The organism is Acinetobacter sp. 1294596 (assembly GCF_000582925.1).
GTDB lineage: Bacteria > Pseudomonadota > Gammaproteobacteria > Pseudomonadales > Moraxellaceae > Acinetobacter > Acinetobacter radioresistens.
Genome location: NZ_JFCC01000053.1, coordinates 1 through 17,244 on the forward strand (window position 1 = coordinate 1; position 17,244 = coordinate 17,244).

General features: G+C 32.9%; 19 protein-coding genes. 2 read left to right on the forward strand and 17 right to left on the reverse strand.

Translation table 11 applies throughout. From position 1 onward, the window contains the following. The 3 genes from J502_RS14035 to J502_RS14045 all read right to left on the reverse strand — a co-directional run. Nucleotides 1–387, reverse strand: a 387-nt coding sequence (locus J502_RS14035; protein ID WP_171072025.1) for a helix-turn-helix domain-containing protein, incomplete at its 3' end; no start/stop codon positions are given. A 44-nt stretch (nucleotides 388–431) separates the two neighbouring features. Continuing rightward, nucleotides 432–3,245: a dsDNA nuclease domain-containing protein gene (locus tag J502_RS14040; RefSeq protein WP_081403961.1), complete on the reverse strand. Its 2,814-nt coding sequence runs from the start codon at nucleotides 3,243–3,245 to the stop codon at nucleotides 432–434. A gap of 107 nt (nucleotides 3,246–3,352) precedes the next feature. Next, entirely contained in the window at nucleotides 3,353–3,853 is a 501-nt protein-coding gene (locus J502_RS14045; RefSeq protein ID WP_034684697.1) for a hypothetical protein, read from the reverse strand. 85 nt (nucleotides 3,854–3,938) lie between these two features. On the opposite strand from J502_RS14045, the gene J502_RS14050 reads away from it, so the two are divergent. Beyond that, nucleotides 3,939–4,148: a helix-turn-helix domain-containing protein gene (locus J502_RS14050; protein WP_034684701.1), complete on the forward strand. Its 210-nt coding sequence runs from the start codon at nucleotides 3,939–3,941 to the stop codon at nucleotides 4,146–4,148. Here J502_RS14050 and J502_RS14055 read toward each other — a convergent pair. The 6 genes from J502_RS14055 to J502_RS14080 form a co-directional block, all read right to left on the reverse strand. Beyond that, complete coding sequence (locus J502_RS14055; protein ID WP_034684704.1) at nucleotides 4,137–4,574, reverse strand: hypothetical protein; 438 nt, start codon at nucleotides 4,572–4,574, stop codon at nucleotides 4,137–4,139. The two genes, J502_RS14050 and J502_RS14055, sit on opposite strands and share 12 nt — an antisense overlap. 1 nt (nucleotide 4,575) lies before the next feature. Further along, complete coding sequence (locus J502_RS14060; RefSeq protein WP_034684707.1) at nucleotides 4,576–6,900, reverse strand: hypothetical protein; 2,325 nt, start codon at nucleotides 6,898–6,900, stop codon at nucleotides 4,576–4,578. Further along, nucleotides 6,890–8,485 (reverse strand): site-specific integrase, encoded by a 1,596-nt coding sequence (locus J502_RS14065; protein WP_249301628.1) that lies wholly within the window; start codon nucleotides 8,483–8,485, stop codon nucleotides 6,890–6,892. The genes J502_RS14060 and J502_RS14065 overlap by 11 nt, the downstream gene beginning before the upstream one ends. After that, nucleotides 8,482–9,828 carry a site-specific integrase gene (locus J502_RS14070; protein WP_034684711.1) on the reverse strand — a complete coding sequence of 449 codons (1,347 nt, stop codon included), beginning with the start codon at nucleotides 9,826–9,828 and terminating at the stop codon, nucleotides 8,482–8,484. Before J502_RS14070 ends, J502_RS14065 begins: the two co-directional genes overlap by 4 nt. Nucleotides 9,829–10,117: 289 nt before the next feature. Next, nucleotides 10,118–10,402 (reverse strand): hypothetical protein, encoded by a 285-nt coding sequence (locus J502_RS14075; protein ID WP_034684714.1) that lies wholly within the window; start codon nucleotides 10,400–10,402, stop codon nucleotides 10,118–10,120. Between the two features lie 13 nt (nucleotides 10,403–10,415). Further along, nucleotides 10,416–11,639 carry a phage/plasmid replication protein, II/X family gene (locus J502_RS14080; RefSeq protein WP_034684717.1) on the reverse strand — a complete coding sequence of 408 codons (1,224 nt, stop codon included), beginning with the start codon at nucleotides 11,637–11,639 and terminating at the stop codon, nucleotides 10,416–10,418. A 120-nt stretch (nucleotides 11,640–11,759) separates the two neighbouring features. Here J502_RS14080 and J502_RS14085 point away from each other — a divergent pair, with 120 nt between their 5' ends. Then, nucleotides 11,760–11,954, forward strand: coding sequence for a hypothetical protein (locus J502_RS14085; RefSeq protein WP_034684720.1), 195 nt, complete (start codon nucleotides 11,760–11,762; stop codon nucleotides 11,952–11,954). Nucleotides 11,955–12,536: 582 nt separating this feature from the next. Here J502_RS14085 and J502_RS14090 read toward each other — a convergent pair. From J502_RS14090 to J502_RS16995, 8 genes are all read right to left on the reverse strand, one after another. Next, nucleotides 12,537–12,806, reverse strand: coding sequence for a hypothetical protein (locus J502_RS14090; protein ID WP_034684723.1), 270 nt, complete (start codon nucleotides 12,804–12,806; stop codon nucleotides 12,537–12,539). A gap of 1 nt (nucleotide 12,807) precedes the next feature. Further along, a complete protein-coding gene (locus J502_RS14095; protein ID WP_052026709.1) occupies nucleotides 12,808–13,824 on the reverse strand; it encodes a zonular occludens toxin domain-containing protein in 1,017 nt (338 codons plus the stop codon). A gap of 4 nt (nucleotides 13,825–13,828) precedes the next feature. Next, the gene (locus tag J502_RS14100; RefSeq protein WP_034684726.1) at nucleotides 13,829–14,110 is read right to left on the reverse strand and encodes a DUF2523 domain-containing protein; all 282 of its coding nucleotides are present in this window, start codon (nucleotides 14,108–14,110) and stop codon (nucleotides 13,829–13,831) included. Between the two features lies 1 nt (nucleotide 14,111). Further along, nucleotides 14,112–15,161 carry a virulence factor TspB C-terminal domain-related protein gene (locus J502_RS14105; protein ID WP_034684729.1) on the reverse strand — a complete coding sequence of 350 codons (1,050 nt, stop codon included), beginning with the start codon at nucleotides 15,159–15,161 and terminating at the stop codon, nucleotides 14,112–14,114. A 50-nt stretch (nucleotides 15,162–15,211) separates the two neighbouring features. Then, nucleotides 15,212–16,162 (reverse strand): virulence factor TspB C-terminal domain-related protein, encoded by a 951-nt coding sequence (locus J502_RS14110; RefSeq protein WP_034684731.1) that lies wholly within the window; start codon nucleotides 16,160–16,162, stop codon nucleotides 15,212–15,214. 110 nt (nucleotides 16,163–16,272) lie between these two features. Then, complete coding sequence (locus tag J502_RS14115) at nucleotides 16,273–16,509, reverse strand: hypothetical protein (protein WP_034684733.1); 237 nt, start codon at nucleotides 16,507–16,509, stop codon at nucleotides 16,273–16,275. An 18-nt stretch (nucleotides 16,510–16,527) separates the two neighbouring features. Continuing rightward, the gene (locus J502_RS14120; RefSeq protein ID WP_034684734.1) at nucleotides 16,528–16,728 is read right to left on the reverse strand and encodes a hypothetical protein; all 201 of its coding nucleotides are present in this window, start codon (nucleotides 16,726–16,728) and stop codon (nucleotides 16,528–16,530) included. Between the two features lie 299 nt (nucleotides 16,729–17,027). Then, a partial coding sequence (locus tag J502_RS16995; protein WP_034684736.1) for a hypothetical protein occupies nucleotides 17,028–17,244 on the reverse strand: 217 nt, incomplete at its 5' end.

A 17,244-nucleotide genomic window follows, 5' to 3' on the forward strand; every position in this document is an offset into this window, starting at 1 on the left:
TGGTAATGCGCGTATCGTTGAATAAATCGTTGTATGGCTTACATTCATTGTTTGATCCAAATCAGGAAATGTCTTTAAACGCTTTGCTATTTGCTGAGGAGACCATAAACAACGGATCGCTTCAACAATAAATTTCCAGAGGATTGAATCGATTTTGAGTTTTCTGTGACCACGTCTACGTCTAGCGAAGGTGTTATCAGAAGCATATCGAGCTTGATAAACGTCATTGATGCTATTTCTTTTAAGCTCACGATAGATCGTACTAGGATGTCTTTTAATGAGTTCAGCAAATTTTCTGGCTGAAAAGCCTTCTTTTCTTGACTCAAGCATTAATGCAGTACGATCTTCAAAGTTAAGATGATGGTATGACAATTTTATATACTCCATAAACCCTTTAAATTAATTAGGTGGTTTATGTCGCACTTCAAGTTTTACTCTGCCAAGTAATCTTTATAATTAAAGACTAGTTGATCACTTTTAAATATTAGATATTGTTCTTCATCTTCATCTTCATCTTCATCTTCATCTTCATCTTCATCTTCATCTTCATCTTCATCTTCATCTTCATCTTCATCTTCATCTTTGCAAATTAAATAGCTTTGCTTGAATAAATTATTTTCTAAAATTTGAACAACTTTTCCTAGAGGGGATGCCTCGAACAACTCTTGATTTTCTAAACATCCAAGTTCAACTTCCTCAATAGAACCTAGAATTATTATTTGCTCTGCTATCATCTTCTGGATGTGTTCATTCTCTATTACATTGAAAACATCTAGCAATTGTTCAAAATTATCATTCAAACAATTTATTTGGCACAACAATGTCATCCATTCTTCATTCCACGTTTTAATTGAATCTTTTTTGATAAGAGAAGGAATATACTTATCATCATTTAAAATTTTAGTATGCAGCATTAGTTTTAAATTTTTATTATAAATATCATCATGTTGATGACCATTGTTCAAACGCTCTTCACTTAGAAATCTTTCACGACACCAGTTTGCAATTGATAAAGCTTGGGGCTTCTCATTTCTATGCCATAAGGCTATTGATAGAATTCCTAAATCAGCTACTGAAAGTTGGTGACGTAAGGAAATTAACTCATTGATTGCAGACTGTGGGGCAGTGGTTAGAAATATAATTTTTAACTGATTAAAATCAGTTGGTTGATATTGAGGGCCGTTTAATAAACGTGTTTTTATCGATCTATGTTTGTATGCCTCAGCATACTGTCGTTCTTTAAAGGCAACCGTTTCAGCTTGAGTTAGTAAGTCGATAAAAATTTGGGGATCATACCCCTCTACTAATCGCTCGATAATCCAATCACGTGTTAGGCCACTTCTTAAAGGGCTAGTATTACCAAGTAAAGCATGGCAATACCATAACCATCTCTGTTTTAATGACTCAGGTGCATCATGCTCAAGCCAAGTGCATAGAGGTACCAATAATGATTCAATGATTTCATCATGGTTATCTCTGCTTTTGACAAAAACACTCAAGCTTTCATGAAATGGTCTTAAACCAGATAAAGATTCATGTAGCAAAAAAATTACTGAATTTATATCTAAGAATGAATCAGAAAAAATTTTATTAAAAGAAGTTCTAGGCCAGAAAAAATTAAAATTTACAACAAGATGCAGTATATTTTTTTGCTTATGATTTAGCGTATGCCAAATCGATAGATAATACTCTTCAATATCCCCGCCGCTATGCATAGGAAGCTTATTGATTTGCCACTCATTAATGGGAAGTAGGTTAGTTCTTAGATATTCACAAGTATAGATCAGTTGCAACGGATAACCATGTGTAGAATTTAATAGTGCTGAAGCAGCTTTGGTGATGATTTCATCTTTATTTCCATAATCATTCGTTATTAATGCCCCATCTTTTATTCTTTTAGTTACATAAGCTGAAATGGCATTGCCAGACATAGAGGGAAGGTATGTCCAGCTACTCTTAGGGCATAAAGTTAAAAGTTTTTTTGGTAGATATTCATCGTCTACAGGTTGTGTACCAATAATAATTTTAAGATTATCTGGTAGTGGCAATAATGTTTTAAAAAACTCTTCTAATGGATTGATATTTTTATTATTATCTCGCCAAACGTGATCTAGTCCATCAATAATAAATATAAAAGGCTTTCCAATTTTTTTATAGTGACTTCCACATTTTTCAAGAATATTACTTAAATTTTCAGGTTGTTCATGAGATGAAATATTAATTTTATGATGAAATTGTCTGATTTGTGAGTAAAGTGATTCAGAAATAACTCTTAAAGAAAGTCTATCCTGTGTTCTATCACGTGTAGAAATAAAATAATGATGTCTGATATAGGGAATTTTCTTATCTTCTAATTCATTACACAGATAACTCAGGTATGTACTTTTACCTAAGCCTGGACTACCAGTTAGAACATATATATTTGTTTTTGCTTCATAAATGATTTCACTAACAAAATTTTCATGAAAACTTTCATCTGGCAACACGTAATCATCTGAAATATAAAAACTCTGAGGTATAGGTTCAGGTCTTTTGGTATGAATAACAGAACGTAATATGTCTAAAGTAATCCAACCTTGGGGGGCTGGATAATGTTGAATTGTTGCCCATTTCTTAGCTTCATATAAGAGACGTAAACATCCTATTTCATCGCTAACTTTCATTAGAGAATCTTGTACCTGATTTTCGAGTACTAAATATATGGGATCATCATAAGCAACTTTTAAACTCTCTATAAAAGTTTTAGCTTCGCCTTTACTACCTAACTGCTTTATGATTTCGTCCTGAATATTTTTAGGTATTAATTCAAATTGAAGGTAAGGAGTTTCTTGAAAACAAGATTCTACATCTCTTGCAAGACGCTTGTTTGTTACTAAATTGATCGAATTTATTTGATCTAATGGTATGCGTTTGTAGGCATCATATATTTTTCTTAAAATACTTTTTGAACGTTCCGTCTTTCCTGACTTTTTAAGAATCCAATCCCAAGAAAATTCGTTTTCTTCTTTTTCTGGAGAAGGTGAATATTTGACTTGATAGTAGTCATATTTATTATCTTTTCTGACACAAATTACGTCATCTAATGCCTGCGGGGTATCGTCAGTATCATCAGTCGCTTCAAATAAAACCTTCTGGTATTTGTCTGGGAAATTCAGCCAGTCAGCAAGAATGCTTATGCCGAATAAAGTTTGATAATCATAGCCTTTATATGTAATCGCAGTACTTTTAATATTATCTTTAGACATAAGCTTATAGATTTCATAAGTATTTTCTCTATTGTATATCCTAAAGTTCAAAATTATTTAAGAAAAAACATGATTGAGTAAATATTAATCAAAAATTGGATCTTTAGTTAATTATCGTGTTCTAAAAAAACTATCAACGACTTCATAGCATTCACTTTTGCTTGAAAGTTACTAATTTCTCTGCTTTTTATTGCTTTAACTTGTTCAATTTTAAATTGGATATCAGGAAATTGTCCTTTTAAATCATGCAATGCTTCAATTTCTTCTTCTAGTGCAATGATTTCGCCCTCAAACTCTTCTTTTTTCAAATTTAGTTCTTGGAGGGTAGATGTTGACTCAATGCAAAACTGTGATCGTAGATCATGCAAATTTTCAGCTTCGGTATAAGTGGTTTGTCCATATCTACTTTTTTCAACATCAACGGTTAAATAACCATCTTTAACCAATCGAAGTATCAACCGATAAACACTTTGATAGTTAACATTACTATCTACTACTTCTAAAAGTTTAACTTTATCCCAGAAATCTACAGTTTGCCATGACTCAATTTTATAGCTACAAAAGACTCTAGAAAGCTCTCGGAACATTGGTAAATTTTGAATTTCCATATTCATTACACAAATAATGAGGATTATAGTCCGTGGATTAAAACACTTCAATTCTTGATAGTTCTTGTATTTATGGTTATCACCTATGAATCAAGAACTAGCACTGTCGATTGGCTTTAAAATCAGGGAAACTCGGAAAAAAAAATCAATTAGCCAAGAACAATTAGCCTTATTAACAACGATTGATCGTAGCTATTTGGGGCGAATTGAAAGGGGAGAAGTCAGCATTACTGTTGAAAAACTCTACCAAATCTCACAAACACTCAATGTTAATCCTAAAATATTACTCCCGTGATAAATATTTTTTGAGAAGGTGAGGAGCTAGTAGATGATCTATCTTCAAGTTAGTTCTTAACTTTACCTCTTCTATAATATCTATAAGTGTTTCTGTATTCTGATGAAGCTGTGACTCCAAATCATCAATTTGAGTGCGCAGATTTTTATTGGTGTCCGTAAGAGCTTGCCTTGTCTTTTTATTCACATAAAGTTGCTGTTCTTTAGTCTTTAGATTTAGTGGCGAAATCTGCTCAGATACATACAGAGATATGAGCTTCTTCCTTTCAGCCGAACTTAAAGTACTAAGCCCACCTGATATATACCCTTTAGCTGTTAGACGATTATGAAGAGTTTTGTGCGAAATAGGGGATTTTTCGAAGCCTTCAATCAACATCATTTGCAATTCTTGTTCGATGACTTCATCTAATTGTTTACCACGTAACATATCAGGCTTCCTTAGTCTCAATTTTTTGCTGTTCTATAGCGAACAGTTCACTTAAGGTTGTTGGTAATTTAGTGATAGCATCACCATAATGAAAAACAGGAACAGGAGTTAAACTATTTTGTCTGCCAAGTGCTTTTGTTTTTAAATCACTTAAATAAAGTATTTTTTGACGTAAATCCTCAAGCATTTCGCTGTAAGATAAATCATGGATTACGATTTGCTCTATATGTGCAAACTCATCTAGCAATTCATTCAGAGTATGTTGTAGAGCTTCTAATTCACCTTTACGGCCAGTTAAAGCAAAGTTTCCACATTGATCCCCTGATTGGCAGGCAAGACGTTTAGGGCAATCATGCACAGCTACTTCACGCATACATCCACCAAAAGGCAAGGGGTGTAAACACGCATGGCGTTGAACTAATGAGTTGGCTAATGATTGATCTTCTTTAACCAATTCATTAAATGACTCTGCGATATCTTGAAAATATTCATCAAAGAAAGATTCCTTTACATAACTCGCTACTTCATTTTTCGAGTCAAAGGTTTGTAAATTCATCTTTAAATTATTTTCTAGATCCAATTTTTCTGAAAAGTACATTATTCCATCATCTTTGATAGAATCAATTGGATATTCTGGCTTGAGTTCTTGCTTAGCATTTTCATAAAGTACCAATTCTTGTTTTTCTAATAAACTAGCTGTGACCTTACGTTGTTTTAACGCTAAGTGTTGATAATACTGGTTTTGCTTGATATCTACACGGCCCATAAGCATTGCTTGCAAATGTTCAGCTAAACCACTGAGAGCGAGAAAAGTATTGATATTGTGTCTTGGGATATGACTGGTAAGCTTGGAATGTTCTGTTTCATTCTCAAGTAAATTATATTTTTCAAAAACAGACCTACTTAAGGAATTTCCAAAAAAGCTATTTATTAACATTCCATTTAGAGGAATGATGTTTGTTTTGTTGATGAAAGCTCTTTGTAGTGTTGCAGATCTAAACTCATGAATAAAAAGTAGATCTTCATAAGCGATTTTTTCTGTTTTTCCTTCATAATTAAAAACATGATCGATAGGATATTCAGAGTCATAATTGGCTAACCCTTTAATAAATTGATTAATATCTTCTTTTAAGTAATATCTTTCAACGCCTTGACCATTTCTAATTTCATTATAAATTGGAATGTTTTTAATGGACTTAATAACAACATCACGTTGTCCAGCTCTACCTTTATAGTTATCTTTTACTCCAAAAATGGTTCCAATGAGATCATCTATTTCAACAAAATCCTGATCAATATCATCAATAGATTTTGGCAAAAAATCTGAACAATTTTTTGACCTGATATAATACAGATGCTCTCTATATTCTTGGGTGAGACCTAATACTGACTGAAATATTGTCTCAACTAAATTTGCAGATAAAGGCTCAACCCAGTGGATTCTAAAGCCAGCTCCTTTCGCACCATGGTATTGAATTCCCAATGTGTATTGCTTGATACCATCTAAAGTTAGATGCTCTTTGGTTACTGGATCAATTATAGGTTGCTTTTTTAATGCATCTGTTTTTAAAAGTATTGCTTCCGTTGAACGTAAACCCGTGACTATGAGTAATAATAAAAGATTCAGAACAATCTTTTCACCATTCGTTTCGCACAAACCAATTAAGGACACAATATTGATAAATGTCCGAATAGAAATCAGCTTCTCTTTATCTAGATCATCTTCATCAAGTTCTAATTGATCTATTAAAGCTTTTGTTTTCTTGGCATTTGGGGTTCTATTCTGGCGATTTATATAGAGGTATTTTTGAGAAAACTCTAAAGGTAGTTCAGTAAAACCGTAATAATTTAACATCTCTTGTAATCTAAGGTATGTACCAGCATGATCAGGAAGATTCGTTTTACTCGAATTTTCTGCCAAAATTTCAAAAGACTTATTTAATATTAATGTAGATAAATAGCAGGGATGTATGCTCTCGATTTTTTCAGAATATAGAGCACTATACCAACGCTTCAGGATTAAAAATTCTGCATATAGTTTTTGAGGTGATGCTTTGGAATTAGATTTACGATAACTAAGAATAAGTACAGATTTAATAAACTCTTGAAAAATAGGATCAATAGTATTGTTTTCGATACCTTTCAATTTTTTAATAGTGCCAAAAGTGAAATGTGTTTTACCACTTCTAGATAACAGCCAACCAGATCCTATCGTACCACCATACCAAGATGAATCGTCCCAATTCCATTTAAAATTAGACTGTAAATTCTGATTAAAGTAATTTTTTTGTTCGTCAATAAAAGCATTATATTTTTCAATGTTCATGAATATCATCCTTCTGTAATGCACAACGAGCTATTACAGATTCAATTTCGAATTTAGTTGACTCATGTACTCGAATCAATGGATTTCTAGATACCCCAATTCCATCTGATAGCTTAATAAGATCATTGATTTCACTTTGTATGCTTTCTAAAACATGATTATGGTTAGCATCTATAAAAGGATGAAAGTACATGCAACCATAGCAATTGCGAACTGGTTGAAATAAACATTTGTCTTCGTAGGAGCACCCACCAATATCATAATGAATTTTGCTACCAATATTTCCTAGTACTTTTTTCTGAAGCCAATCTTTCTTATAAACAAGCCTTCCAGTCAGGAGCATAGCGATCATTTGTTTATACAGAGAATTTTTACCAAGTGCTTGCGCTCTAATTTGAGCAAGTTCAGGGGTAGAGAAAATATAATGTCTAGCAGTTACAACAGAAGAATGACCTAAGATATAAGCAATCTCTTCAGCAGAAGACCCTGCCATAGCCAAACTATAACCAACGTGATGTCTAAAATCTGAAAAGGAGTACTTTTGCCTTATTATTTCACCTGAAAGAACAGCTTTTCTATAGATTTCAGGAGAAAAATCAAATAATTGTGTATTAATAGCTTTCAAACAAAAATGTGCTGAATATGCCCCCATCTCAAATAGTTTATCTTTAGGATTTAATTTAAATCTTTCGATATAAGCCTGAATAATCTCAGCGACTTCTTCTGGCAGTTTTATTGCTATTTTTTCATGTACATAACGTGCTTGTTTTGCATATGGAATTAGTATGCTGTATCGATGGAATTGATCTGTCGTACGAGTAGTATCTATTTTTATGTCTTCAGCGGATAGTTTAGCTAACTGCACAGGCCTAAGACCAGTTACATAAATCAATCCAAGTATGGAAGAATAGAGTAGGGTTTGATTATCAATGTCTTTATTTGAGTTCACTATATTGTGATTTAGCTTTGAAAACCCCTGTTGAATCATTGTGATAATAGGGTAATCGATCGGATCTTCGTACTGTTGATAATATAATTTTGAATTAAAGGCCTTAGGGCGTTCAAGGAATTCCAATTCGTATTCTTGATTAATATCAAAACCATGAAAACCCTCTAAAAACAATAATTTAACTAAAAATTTTAAATTGTAGAAATATGTATGATTGTTAATTTTTGCTAGATTAAGGAGTACGGATTTTAAATTATGAAAGTTGAGTGTTAATTGATTTCTTTTTAAAAATTTAATCGCATATATAAAAGCGTGAAATATAACATCAAGTGAAGATGGTGTATTAGTTTGAATAAAATTTGCCAAAAAATATTTCACTAATTTTATTTCAAACGACAATAGCTTAGAAAAATTCAGCTGAATCCGTTCTCCTGAGTAAGTAAAAGCCCAAACTTCATTAGATGTTTGAATAAACTTACTATCAAACTTATCTGCTCTATGAAACTTAATGATTGTTGGTAAATGCAAAGATTCTATGAGACTAAGATCAGCATCATGGAAAATAATAAATTCACTGGAGCTATCATCATTTTTTTCAAAATCCAGATTAAGTTGAGGCATATTCTTATCATTCATAATTTAACACTGGAATCAATTATCCGAGCCAAGTTCATAAAATTAGCACGTTCTACAATAAAACGTTTACCGTAATATATGGGCATTGCACTTGTAGGAGACCAACCACCTAAGGCTCTTAGATCATCCTGTGCTTTTAGCAGAGCATCACTTACACTTTGTGTTAGATCAGAGTAACTAACATTTTCTTTCTTATACTTCTCAAAAGAAAAGCTTAACATCATATAAGCCCAAGAATGTCTACATACGTGTGGAGTTAGGCGTTCTATTGAATCATAAGCTGAAGTATCAAAACACTCAGGCAACAATGCTTTTAATGAGAAATCTACCTGATCAAATATTTTTTTAACACTGGCATAACTTAAAGCAGAGTAGGGAGGTTTTAAAGATGTAAATAAGATTTGTGAAGGAATTTCTTTTCGGATCTCATTTATATAAATTTGAATAATTCTATAGTCTCGTTCCTGTAGTTTTATTACTCGGTACGAATATTCATTTTTGATTTTTGGCTTTTTCGATCGTTCATCGAACTCATCATCTGTATTTGTAATAATTAAGCTAAAATTATGATTCTGAATTGATTTTTTAATAGAATTAGTTGTTAGTAGCATAAGTTCACCAATTCTAAGACCATAGTTAAGCATGAGATGTATGATCAGAAAATTCCTGAGTTGCACACTTTTAGATCTAAAAGGATTTAATTCATTGCATCTATTAGAGTTGCTCGGTGAAATAACTGAATACAATCCTTTAATCATTTCCTGATTCATACTCTTAAAATTATAATTTATTTCACTTTTAATTGTTTTATTAGCTTTTGAAAAATTATTTATAATTTTTTTCTTTATTGTCATATATTTATTTAAGTTTTCTTTAATTTTTTGAATTTCCTTCAACGTGAGTTGCGGCTGTGATTGGATGCTTAAATATTCATCAATCAAAAAATTGTAAAACTTTAGAAAGGATCTAATTCTATGGCCAATTGTTGTGTAATTGGTATGGTCTGTATGTCTTAGCCGGATAAGATTACTTTCAATTTTTTTATTATTTTCTAAGTAGACAATAAAATTATCAATTTCACTTTGGATGATCTCAAAGTTATAGGATGTCGAGTAGAACGACTCACAAAAAGATGTCGAAAACTTTTCAAACCAAAATTCATACCAAAATTTTATTGCGATTAAATCTGCATGCTGAGTAGAGATACTTTGAAATCTAAGAAATTTCATGGTGTACAGCATAGGGTACAAACATGGACATGATGAATCCAGATCAAACAAAAGAATAATTTGATTTTCGTTTGAAACTTTCTTTTCCAAATGAATTGTTTTTAAAGCAAACATAGTAAAGTTTATGAAGTATTCTTGAGGTCAACATATCATATTTTACAAATGAAATTGAAATTATTTAAGTTATTGAATTTTCGTTTAATAAAAGAAGATATGAAGTTATTATCAGGTATAAGTCATTTAACATAATATACATTATACGAAATGTTCTGTATTAACCATTTGATTTATAAGAATGTTTCGCCACACTTGGGACAATATTCCCAATGTTCTTTGTCTGCATATTCAGCGTCATATTCAGCATCACATTCAGAACAAACAATTTTGTCTAACTCATCATGGCTCATGCTGGGTTTTTCTTCGGCAACGGCTTAACACTAAAAATCTGCATTTGAGCACCAAACTTAGTCTGTGACTCTACAAATTGAATTTCTACTTCTTGAGCATTGTCTGCACATTCAGCTAATACAGATTGAATCTGTTCAACTGGCATAACACCGGCTGCTGGAGTTAAGTTGTATCGCTGCGGTGAAAATACTGTTGTAGATAAATAAACTTTCTCTACACCATCTTTTTCAGTACGGTAAACAGATGGCAAAATTGTGCGTGTATTAAATTGAACTTGCATGGTAAAAGCCTCCTCAGGCAACTAAATGTAAGCCCGATTTAGGGCTATATTGTGAAACTGGAAGTTGATAATCAGCCGGATATTGATCACACATCTTGAGTTCGAACATACGAACAAATGGAATAACCTTGCCATTAGGATTCTTATGTAGGTTTTGAAGATGTGACTTAGAAATACCTACATTTAAAAGATTATTTAGTGAGTCGTAAAAAGTACGCTCGTTATATAGCTCTTTAGTTTTAACCCAGCCAACTTGACGCATAAGTGAATAAAACTTAAATGCATTATTCGCTTTTGTATAACTTGGCTTACCAGTTTTAGTGGTAGTAACTAGATTGGATCGGAGTAAATCCAAAACTTCTCCATCAGATGAAAAATTCATATATTTACCCTTCATTGTGTCTAGGATCGGGTCAAAAGCTACGTGCCAGAGTCGTAGCAATAATTCTGGCTGTTCATGTTGAAGCTTAATAAGCTGATATAAATTAGTTGGATAACCATTTTTAGACAGATATGTCTTAGTAATACGGCCTTCAAGACGTAAAACAGCATTAGCAAAAGGCAAAGCATCATGCATAGCCATTACAAGAGACTTAGAACGCATACAGCCTTTATCTGCTTGTTTTTGTACTTTATTTAGTTGTGCTTTTACTTCTTCAAACTTACCGTAAGCCTTCGGACGTACACTTGCACCATCATTACCCCAAGTAATGTAGTTGTCGTATTTAATCTGTCTGGCCTTACGATGACCAGACGCAAGATTAGCCATATAATCAAGAACTGGTTGAACCATATTCTGATGAGGCAGTCTAAAAATATAAGTAGTATCAAGACAAAGGACTTCTGCACGTTCTAAATCAAGAATTGGAGCAAGCTTAGGGAAAGCTTCAAGTAACATTCCAATCATATGGAAAGCACCAAGTTCTATAGATTCAAAACCATATACGTTATGACCTTGAAGTAATTTAAGCGGTGAAGCTTTAATTTCAACATAAGGATGGGTATTCATCGTATTGGTATAGAACTTAACAGCCATATCAGTGTAATCACTTGGGAGAGACTCGTATGGGTGGTACAACTCCCCTGTTATAGTCTCTCCATCGTCATTTTTACTCACATGCCGAGTAGCTGCTGGAACTCCATAATCACGAATATCACCATTAAAAAAATGGTGATTATCAAAGCTACGCACATGCGTAGGAATGATATAAATCGCTAAACGGAGGAAATCAAGCATTCTGGTATACCGGTATACTAACGGATACAAAATACAACAGGTATACCGGTATATGCAAGCATATTTATAAAAAAACGTATACGCTTATAGCAATGTATATCTTGATATTTGGTTAAAAAAATGCCTCAGACTGTCAAATTGAATGCTTGGGAACAGGAAGCTTTAGAAGAGAGATTCAATTTAATAAATAAAAAATTAATTATGAAAGGATTTAAGCCCCTTAAATCTGAAAGTGAAATAGTGCATAAAATATTAGAGATGACACTAAATAAAGTTGGAATAACTGAAAACGGAAGCTTAAAAATAGAAGAATAAAACAATTAAATAAGAAAAGTTCTCAATAAGCCTGAAAGCTCCGTTATATATAGCTCATAGAGCATATTGCAAAAAACTTTCCGCAGTCAGGCACACTATTAGATAGCAGTGTGCCCTACTCTAAAATGATATTTTCGCTCGTTCGGTCGGTCGGTCTGTCGCTGCGCTCATCCTCCTCTCTCCTCGCTCAAATATCATTAAGATGTCGCATAATGCAGATTAATGTTAAATAACGCCGATTTGCTCTAAAAATAGTTGCAAATCGGCTATGTAACATAATCTGGACTACATTATGCGAAATCAATCACAGTAAATTCTTTTAGATTCACAAGCACTTTGTTGGCATGATTTAGAAACAAACAGAAGTAAAACTAAAAGAAGAAATAGGGGTAAAATCTTTATAAATGCTTTAATAAAAATGACCATCAATGTCTCCAGTAAAAGCAAAAGCGTAATCAGAGGGGGAAATATTCATATTGTCATTGTGTCAGTTCGTAGACACTCACTTAATACTTTTCTTCTAGCATTCTTCATTACGTAGCAGATCGATAAGCTTTTTCTGTTAAAAAGCTTATGAGCATCTTAAGATGCTCTATCAGGAAGCTCAGAAAATATTTCGATTAAAGCAAATATAAAAGCAAGAAAAGAAAGAATGAAAAATACCACAGAAAAAGAGGCAATCATTTCAACAAAGTCTTGTTCAAAATAGTGATCTAAATAACTGCAATAAGTATCAAATAGTTCTGCAATAAAATAAACAAATTGAGAGAGCCAATAGAGAACAAAAGGTATAAGAGCTAAGAGTGAAATGGAGAATATCAAGCCCGCAATAATGTATAAAAAAATTTTCATATTAAAGTCCAGTAGGTTCTACAGGTTGCTGAATTTGCTGCTGATAATTAATTGCTTGTAATCTTTGTTCTCGTACTTCGTTAGATGCAGCTTGCAAAAGTCTAGGGTTATTGGCTAGCTCTTTACAATAAGTAAAAGGAATATCTATATAATTTCCATCCCCTGAATATGCAGTGCATTTAGTTCCAGACAAGAAAACAGAAGCAATACGTTTTGTCTCTCTAACGAATGGATCTGAGGGTAATTCAGTATTAAACGGACTTTGGTTTTCAATATCCAAAGCATTCTTTTGTTGTTGAACAGAATGATCAAAATTTTTTTGTTCAGGCTGTTTTTGTTCAACTTGTTTATCATCACCAAATAAACCGAAAAAACTTGTCTCTTGTGCATTGGCAAACCCCTTATAAAAAAGAAAAAGAGGAATTAGCAGAAAAGCATAATATTTAAGTGGAAAAGTCTTTTTAATATTATGCACTTCACTGGAGACATAAAACTTATATAAATGTTTTGGATAACGCCAAAATGTTTTAACAAGTGCATCAGAAGCAGTATGTTTTGAAAATGTTGTTTTAGCTTCGGCATACTCAAAAATCATAGCCATGTCATAACCGAACTTTCGACGCATAATATAATGAGTTCCGACAGAAGCCAAAACTTCAGCACAAAGTAAACGCGGATTTTGAGTAATCATATAAATATCAAAACCAAAATGGCCATGTAAAGTAAGCGATATACCAATATCACGAATCTGGGCCATACGTGGTTTATCAGAAATCAAGTTTCTATCAGCAAAAGCAGGATGTTCATGTGCTTCATCATAAATAACAACACTGTCATTAGGTAAATCACGCCAATCATGTGGATTTTGCATATCACTTGAAAATGTCATGACACCAGGTATTTTAATTCCAACAATATTTGTATATACGACACGTCCCTGATTTAAATGCTTAAAAATAATTTCAATAGCTTTGAGTGTTTTGCCTGTTCGCGGAGGTGCAGAAATTAGATATAACATATTATTAAGCTGCCTTTCCTAACATAACTTTAGCAGACTTGATAAAAGCAGCTATACCCATTGCCGACATAATAACACCAAGCCCTTGAGGTATTTTCAAAATAGAAATCAGGCCTAATACATCACTAGGCAAACTATAGAATAAGCCTTTCATTTGCTGTTGAGCTTGCGCAACTAAATCATCAGCAAAGTTATAAGTGAAAAACATTAAGCCAGCACCAAGTAATAAGCGAGCAACTAATGAAGATGCAAAAGCAGTTAATATAGTGATTAATATCGCAGGCATATTAAACACTCCTCAATGTACGGTATGAAATAATAATTGAGAAAATCATAACTATATTTCCCAGATATTTTAGAACATCACATAATGCAGAATAGGAAAAATTATATTGAGAACCTAAAATGTTTATTGAGTTCTGAGCAGGACAAGAAACATTACTAGGGAATAAATCTTTTAAAAAATCAGAAAATGAAAATGTATGATGATTAGACTCAAGCTTAATATCATCAAGTTGAGAAGTATCAATATTTGAATCAGAGCCAGAATCAGTTTCTGAATCAGATTCTTTATTAGAAAAAAATGAAAATAGTAAATTATAGATTCGATCTAAAATAGAACCAGAGTTCGAATTAAGATTATTTACTGATGAAGTAACTTCTTTATTTAAACAATCCCAACTTTCTTTTTCAGATAAACCACAACCAGTAGGTAACGGATCAGGGGGGCGATTGCATACATAAGCATTTAAACGATAATCCCAACTAGAAGGAGCGTTAAATCTAGAACACTGAACACGACAAGAATAGTAATTAGCAGTATCTACACCAAATTCACCATCTACTTGATCAGTTTCCTCACACTTATAATACTGACATGCATATGGCGTTCTAACTTCCTGATCTTCATATCTGAATGTATAACAACCATCAGTATTATTATTGTCTATCTGGTCATATTTATTAGAACACTGTTTATATTTAATGCCGACAAATACTTTGTAATAAGCATTATAAAGCTCATTATATTCACGTGTAAGTGAATCGTTTAAATCTTTACAACTTACAAAATAATCAAAGTTTGAAGGTGATTCAATTTTTGGAAAAGCAGCACCCCACTCAGCACTAGAATAACCTGCCGAGTTATAAATAACAGGTGGAGGCGGATCAAGATATTTAAATTGAGGCTGTGAAATATGAAATAAACATTCTCCATTTTTTACGTCAGGATCACGAAAAATAGGCTCTTTGTTATTATATTTTAAATCACGGTCATCAATACGAATTGGTATTTTAATGCTTTGTATTTCGACTTTCTCACAAGTTGCATCAATCATTGCCGCATTTAAAGTGAATGAGCATGATAATAAAAATAATATTATAAATCTCATGCTCTAATCACTATATGTGAAGCATACAAATAGCACATTATTAAAATAAAATAGCCAATAATTGCTAAGCCTTCACAAACCTTTGCATATGAAAAAGTATGTGTGTAATGACGACCTGCAATATTCATTGATAAAGTATTATCAGCCGGACACTGTGCATTTACATTGAATATATTTTCATCAAGTTGTTTTGTTGATGCAGGTACTTCAAGAATAGGTAAATCTGCATGTAAACCTGATGTATCAACATCACCAGTTTCTGAATTGCCAGTACCACCACCTGAATTATTATTACTATCGGTTTCTCCATCTCCTGAATTACCAGTAAGTTTTTCACTAAGTAGCTGATAGATAGTATTTAGACCAGAAGAAAATGATTCAGAGAGCGAATTTATAGCTCCAACTATTGAATTCTTAGCTTTATTAATAGCTCTTGTTTCATCACTTACATCTAGTTCATCATCTGGTTCTTCATCCGGTTGCTTATTTGATTTCATACATAAAGATTGGCCATTGAAGGAGCCAGAAACGTAACCGATGGGGCAACGTAAATTATCAGGATTAAGACAAGAATCAGCTGTACATTTAAGTACAGTAGGTTTTTCTGGTTCGTCTGGATCATCAGGACAAATGATAGAACCATTATCACGAATACAATTGTCATCTGGAGGCGTTGGACTTGTTGGTTTTTTCAGAGGTGTAAGTGAACTACAAGTATCACCCGTTGAGATTGCAAATACAGTCCAAGTTCCATCAGAATTTTTTATAGATTCTCTTTCTGTTACTAGACAGTTATTACCGCCAACATCAGCACAAATGCTAGAAGGATAATCAGAAAGATTTGTAGTTAAAACAACTTGAGCACCTGAACCACACATATATGCAGCATGAATATATTGCGAAAAAAAAAGAATAAAAAACCCAAATAAGTATCTAAAATTTTTCATTAAAAAACTCCTAAATACTTATTTGAGCAGAGTATAAAATGCGAGTGCTAAAACGATAACCTGTATCCAATTCCAAAGTGATTCAGTCATTTTTTAGCACTCTAATTAAATTAACCTCGGAAAAAACCAATAACTTTACGAGCTGAGAAAATTACTACTGCAATACCAAGCACCCAAACTGCACCTGTTTCAATATCTGTTTGAGCAGAAGAACCAGATGTAGCACCCCCAACATCAAGAGCATTTGCTTGAGTAGTTGCCAAAGCAACAGCACCTAAAGCACCAGTAGCAACGCCATGACGCTTAAGAATTTGTATACGTTTTTGTTTTTCAAGATTGCCGTTCATAAATGAACCCCTTTTTAATTAGATACCCATTAATTTGCGTATCATTTTGACAGTGAAAACAACAACAAAAATTGCGATAAACCAAAGTAAAAGTTCATCTTTTTCTTGTGTTGTCAGTTCAGGCATAAAACTATGATTTGAATTTTCAAGAACAATCCATTTAGTACAAGTCTGGGGACTTGTTAGATCACTTGATAACTCTTCACAGATAAATGCCATTTCTTAAAATCCTGTACCCTACTTACACTGGTAATAATGAACACAGTATTGAGCATGTACGCTGAACTGTTTGCCACACTTCTTGCACTTATACATAAACTGTGTCATATTGATTATTACCATAAGTTATTGATTTTTAACATATTATACATTATACGAAATGTTCTGTATTAACCATTTGATTTATAAGAATGTTTCGCCACACTTGGGACAATATTCCCAATGTTCTTTGTCTGCATATTCAGCGTCATATTCAGCATCACATTCAGAACAAACAATTTTGTCTAACTCATCATGGCTCATGCTGGGTTTTTCTTCGGCAACGGCTTAACACTAAAAATCTGCATTTGAGCACCAAACTTAGTCTGTGACTCTACAAATTGAATTTCTACTTCTTGAGCATTGTCTGCACATTCAGCTAATACAGATTGAATCTGTTCAACTGGCATAACACCGGCTGCTGGAGTTAAGTTGTATCGCTGCGGTGAAAATACTGTTGTAGATAAATAAACTTTC

Excerpts from the sequence above, each read along its gene's own strand:
- J502_RS14095 (WP_052026709.1), bottom strand. The coding sequence starts at position 13,824 with ATGTTATATCTAATTTCTGCACCTCCGCGAACAGGCAAAACACTCAAA.
- J502_RS14120 (WP_034684734.1), bottom strand. The coding sequence starts at position 16,728 with ATGGCATTTATCTGTGAAGAGTTATCAAGTGATCTAACAAGTCCCCAG.
- J502_RS14080 (WP_034684717.1), bottom strand. The coding sequence starts at position 11,639 with ATGCTTGATTTCCTCCGTTTAGCGATTTATATCATTCCTACGCATGTG.
- J502_RS14050 (WP_034684701.1), top strand. The coding sequence starts at position 3,939 with ATGAATCAAGAACTAGCACTGTCGATTGGCTTTAAAATCAGGGAAACT.
- J502_RS14110 (WP_034684731.1), bottom strand. The coding sequence starts at position 16,162 with ATGAAAAATTTTAGATACTTATTTGGGTTTTTTATTCTTTTTTTTTCG.
- J502_RS14040 (WP_081403961.1), bottom strand. The coding sequence starts at position 3,245 with ATGTCTAAAGATAATATTAAAAGTACTGCGATTACATATAAAGGCTAT.
- J502_RS14055 (WP_034684704.1), bottom strand. The coding sequence starts at position 4,574 with ATGTTACGTGGTAAACAATTAGATGAAGTCATCGAACAAGAATTGCAA.
- J502_RS14070 (WP_034684711.1), bottom strand. The coding sequence starts at position 9,828 with ATGTTTGCTTTAAAAACAATTCATTTGGAAAAGAAAGTTTCAAACGAA.
- J502_RS14105 (WP_034684729.1), bottom strand. The coding sequence starts at position 15,161 with ATGATTGATGCAACTTGTGAGAAAGTCGAAATACAAAGCATTAAAATA.
- J502_RS14060 (WP_034684707.1), bottom strand. The coding sequence starts at position 6,900 with ATGAACATTGAAAAATATAATGCTTTTATTGACGAACAAAAAAATTAC.
- J502_RS14045 (WP_034684697.1), bottom strand. The coding sequence starts at position 3,853 with ATGGAAATTCAAAATTTACCAATGTTCCGAGAGCTTTCTAGAGTCTTT.
- J502_RS14085 (WP_034684720.1), top strand. The coding sequence starts at position 11,760 with ATGCCTCAGACTGTCAAATTGAATGCTTGGGAACAGGAAGCTTTAGAA.
- J502_RS14115 (WP_034684733.1), bottom strand. The coding sequence starts at position 16,509 with ATGAACGGCAATCTTGAAAAACAAAAACGTATACAAATTCTTAAGCGT.
- J502_RS14090 (WP_034684723.1), bottom strand. The coding sequence starts at position 12,806 with ATGAAAATTTTTTTATACATTATTGCGGGCTTGATATTCTCCATTTCA.
- J502_RS14065 (WP_249301628.1), bottom strand. The coding sequence starts at position 8,485 with ATGAATGATAAGAATATGCCTCAACTTAATCTGGATTTTGAAAAAAAT.
- J502_RS14075 (WP_034684714.1), bottom strand. The coding sequence starts at position 10,402 with ATGCAAGTTCAATTTAATACACGCACAATTTTGCCATCTGTTTACCGT.
- J502_RS14100 (WP_034684726.1), bottom strand. The coding sequence starts at position 14,110 with ATGCCTGCGATATTAATCACTATATTAACTGCTTTTGCATCTTCATTA.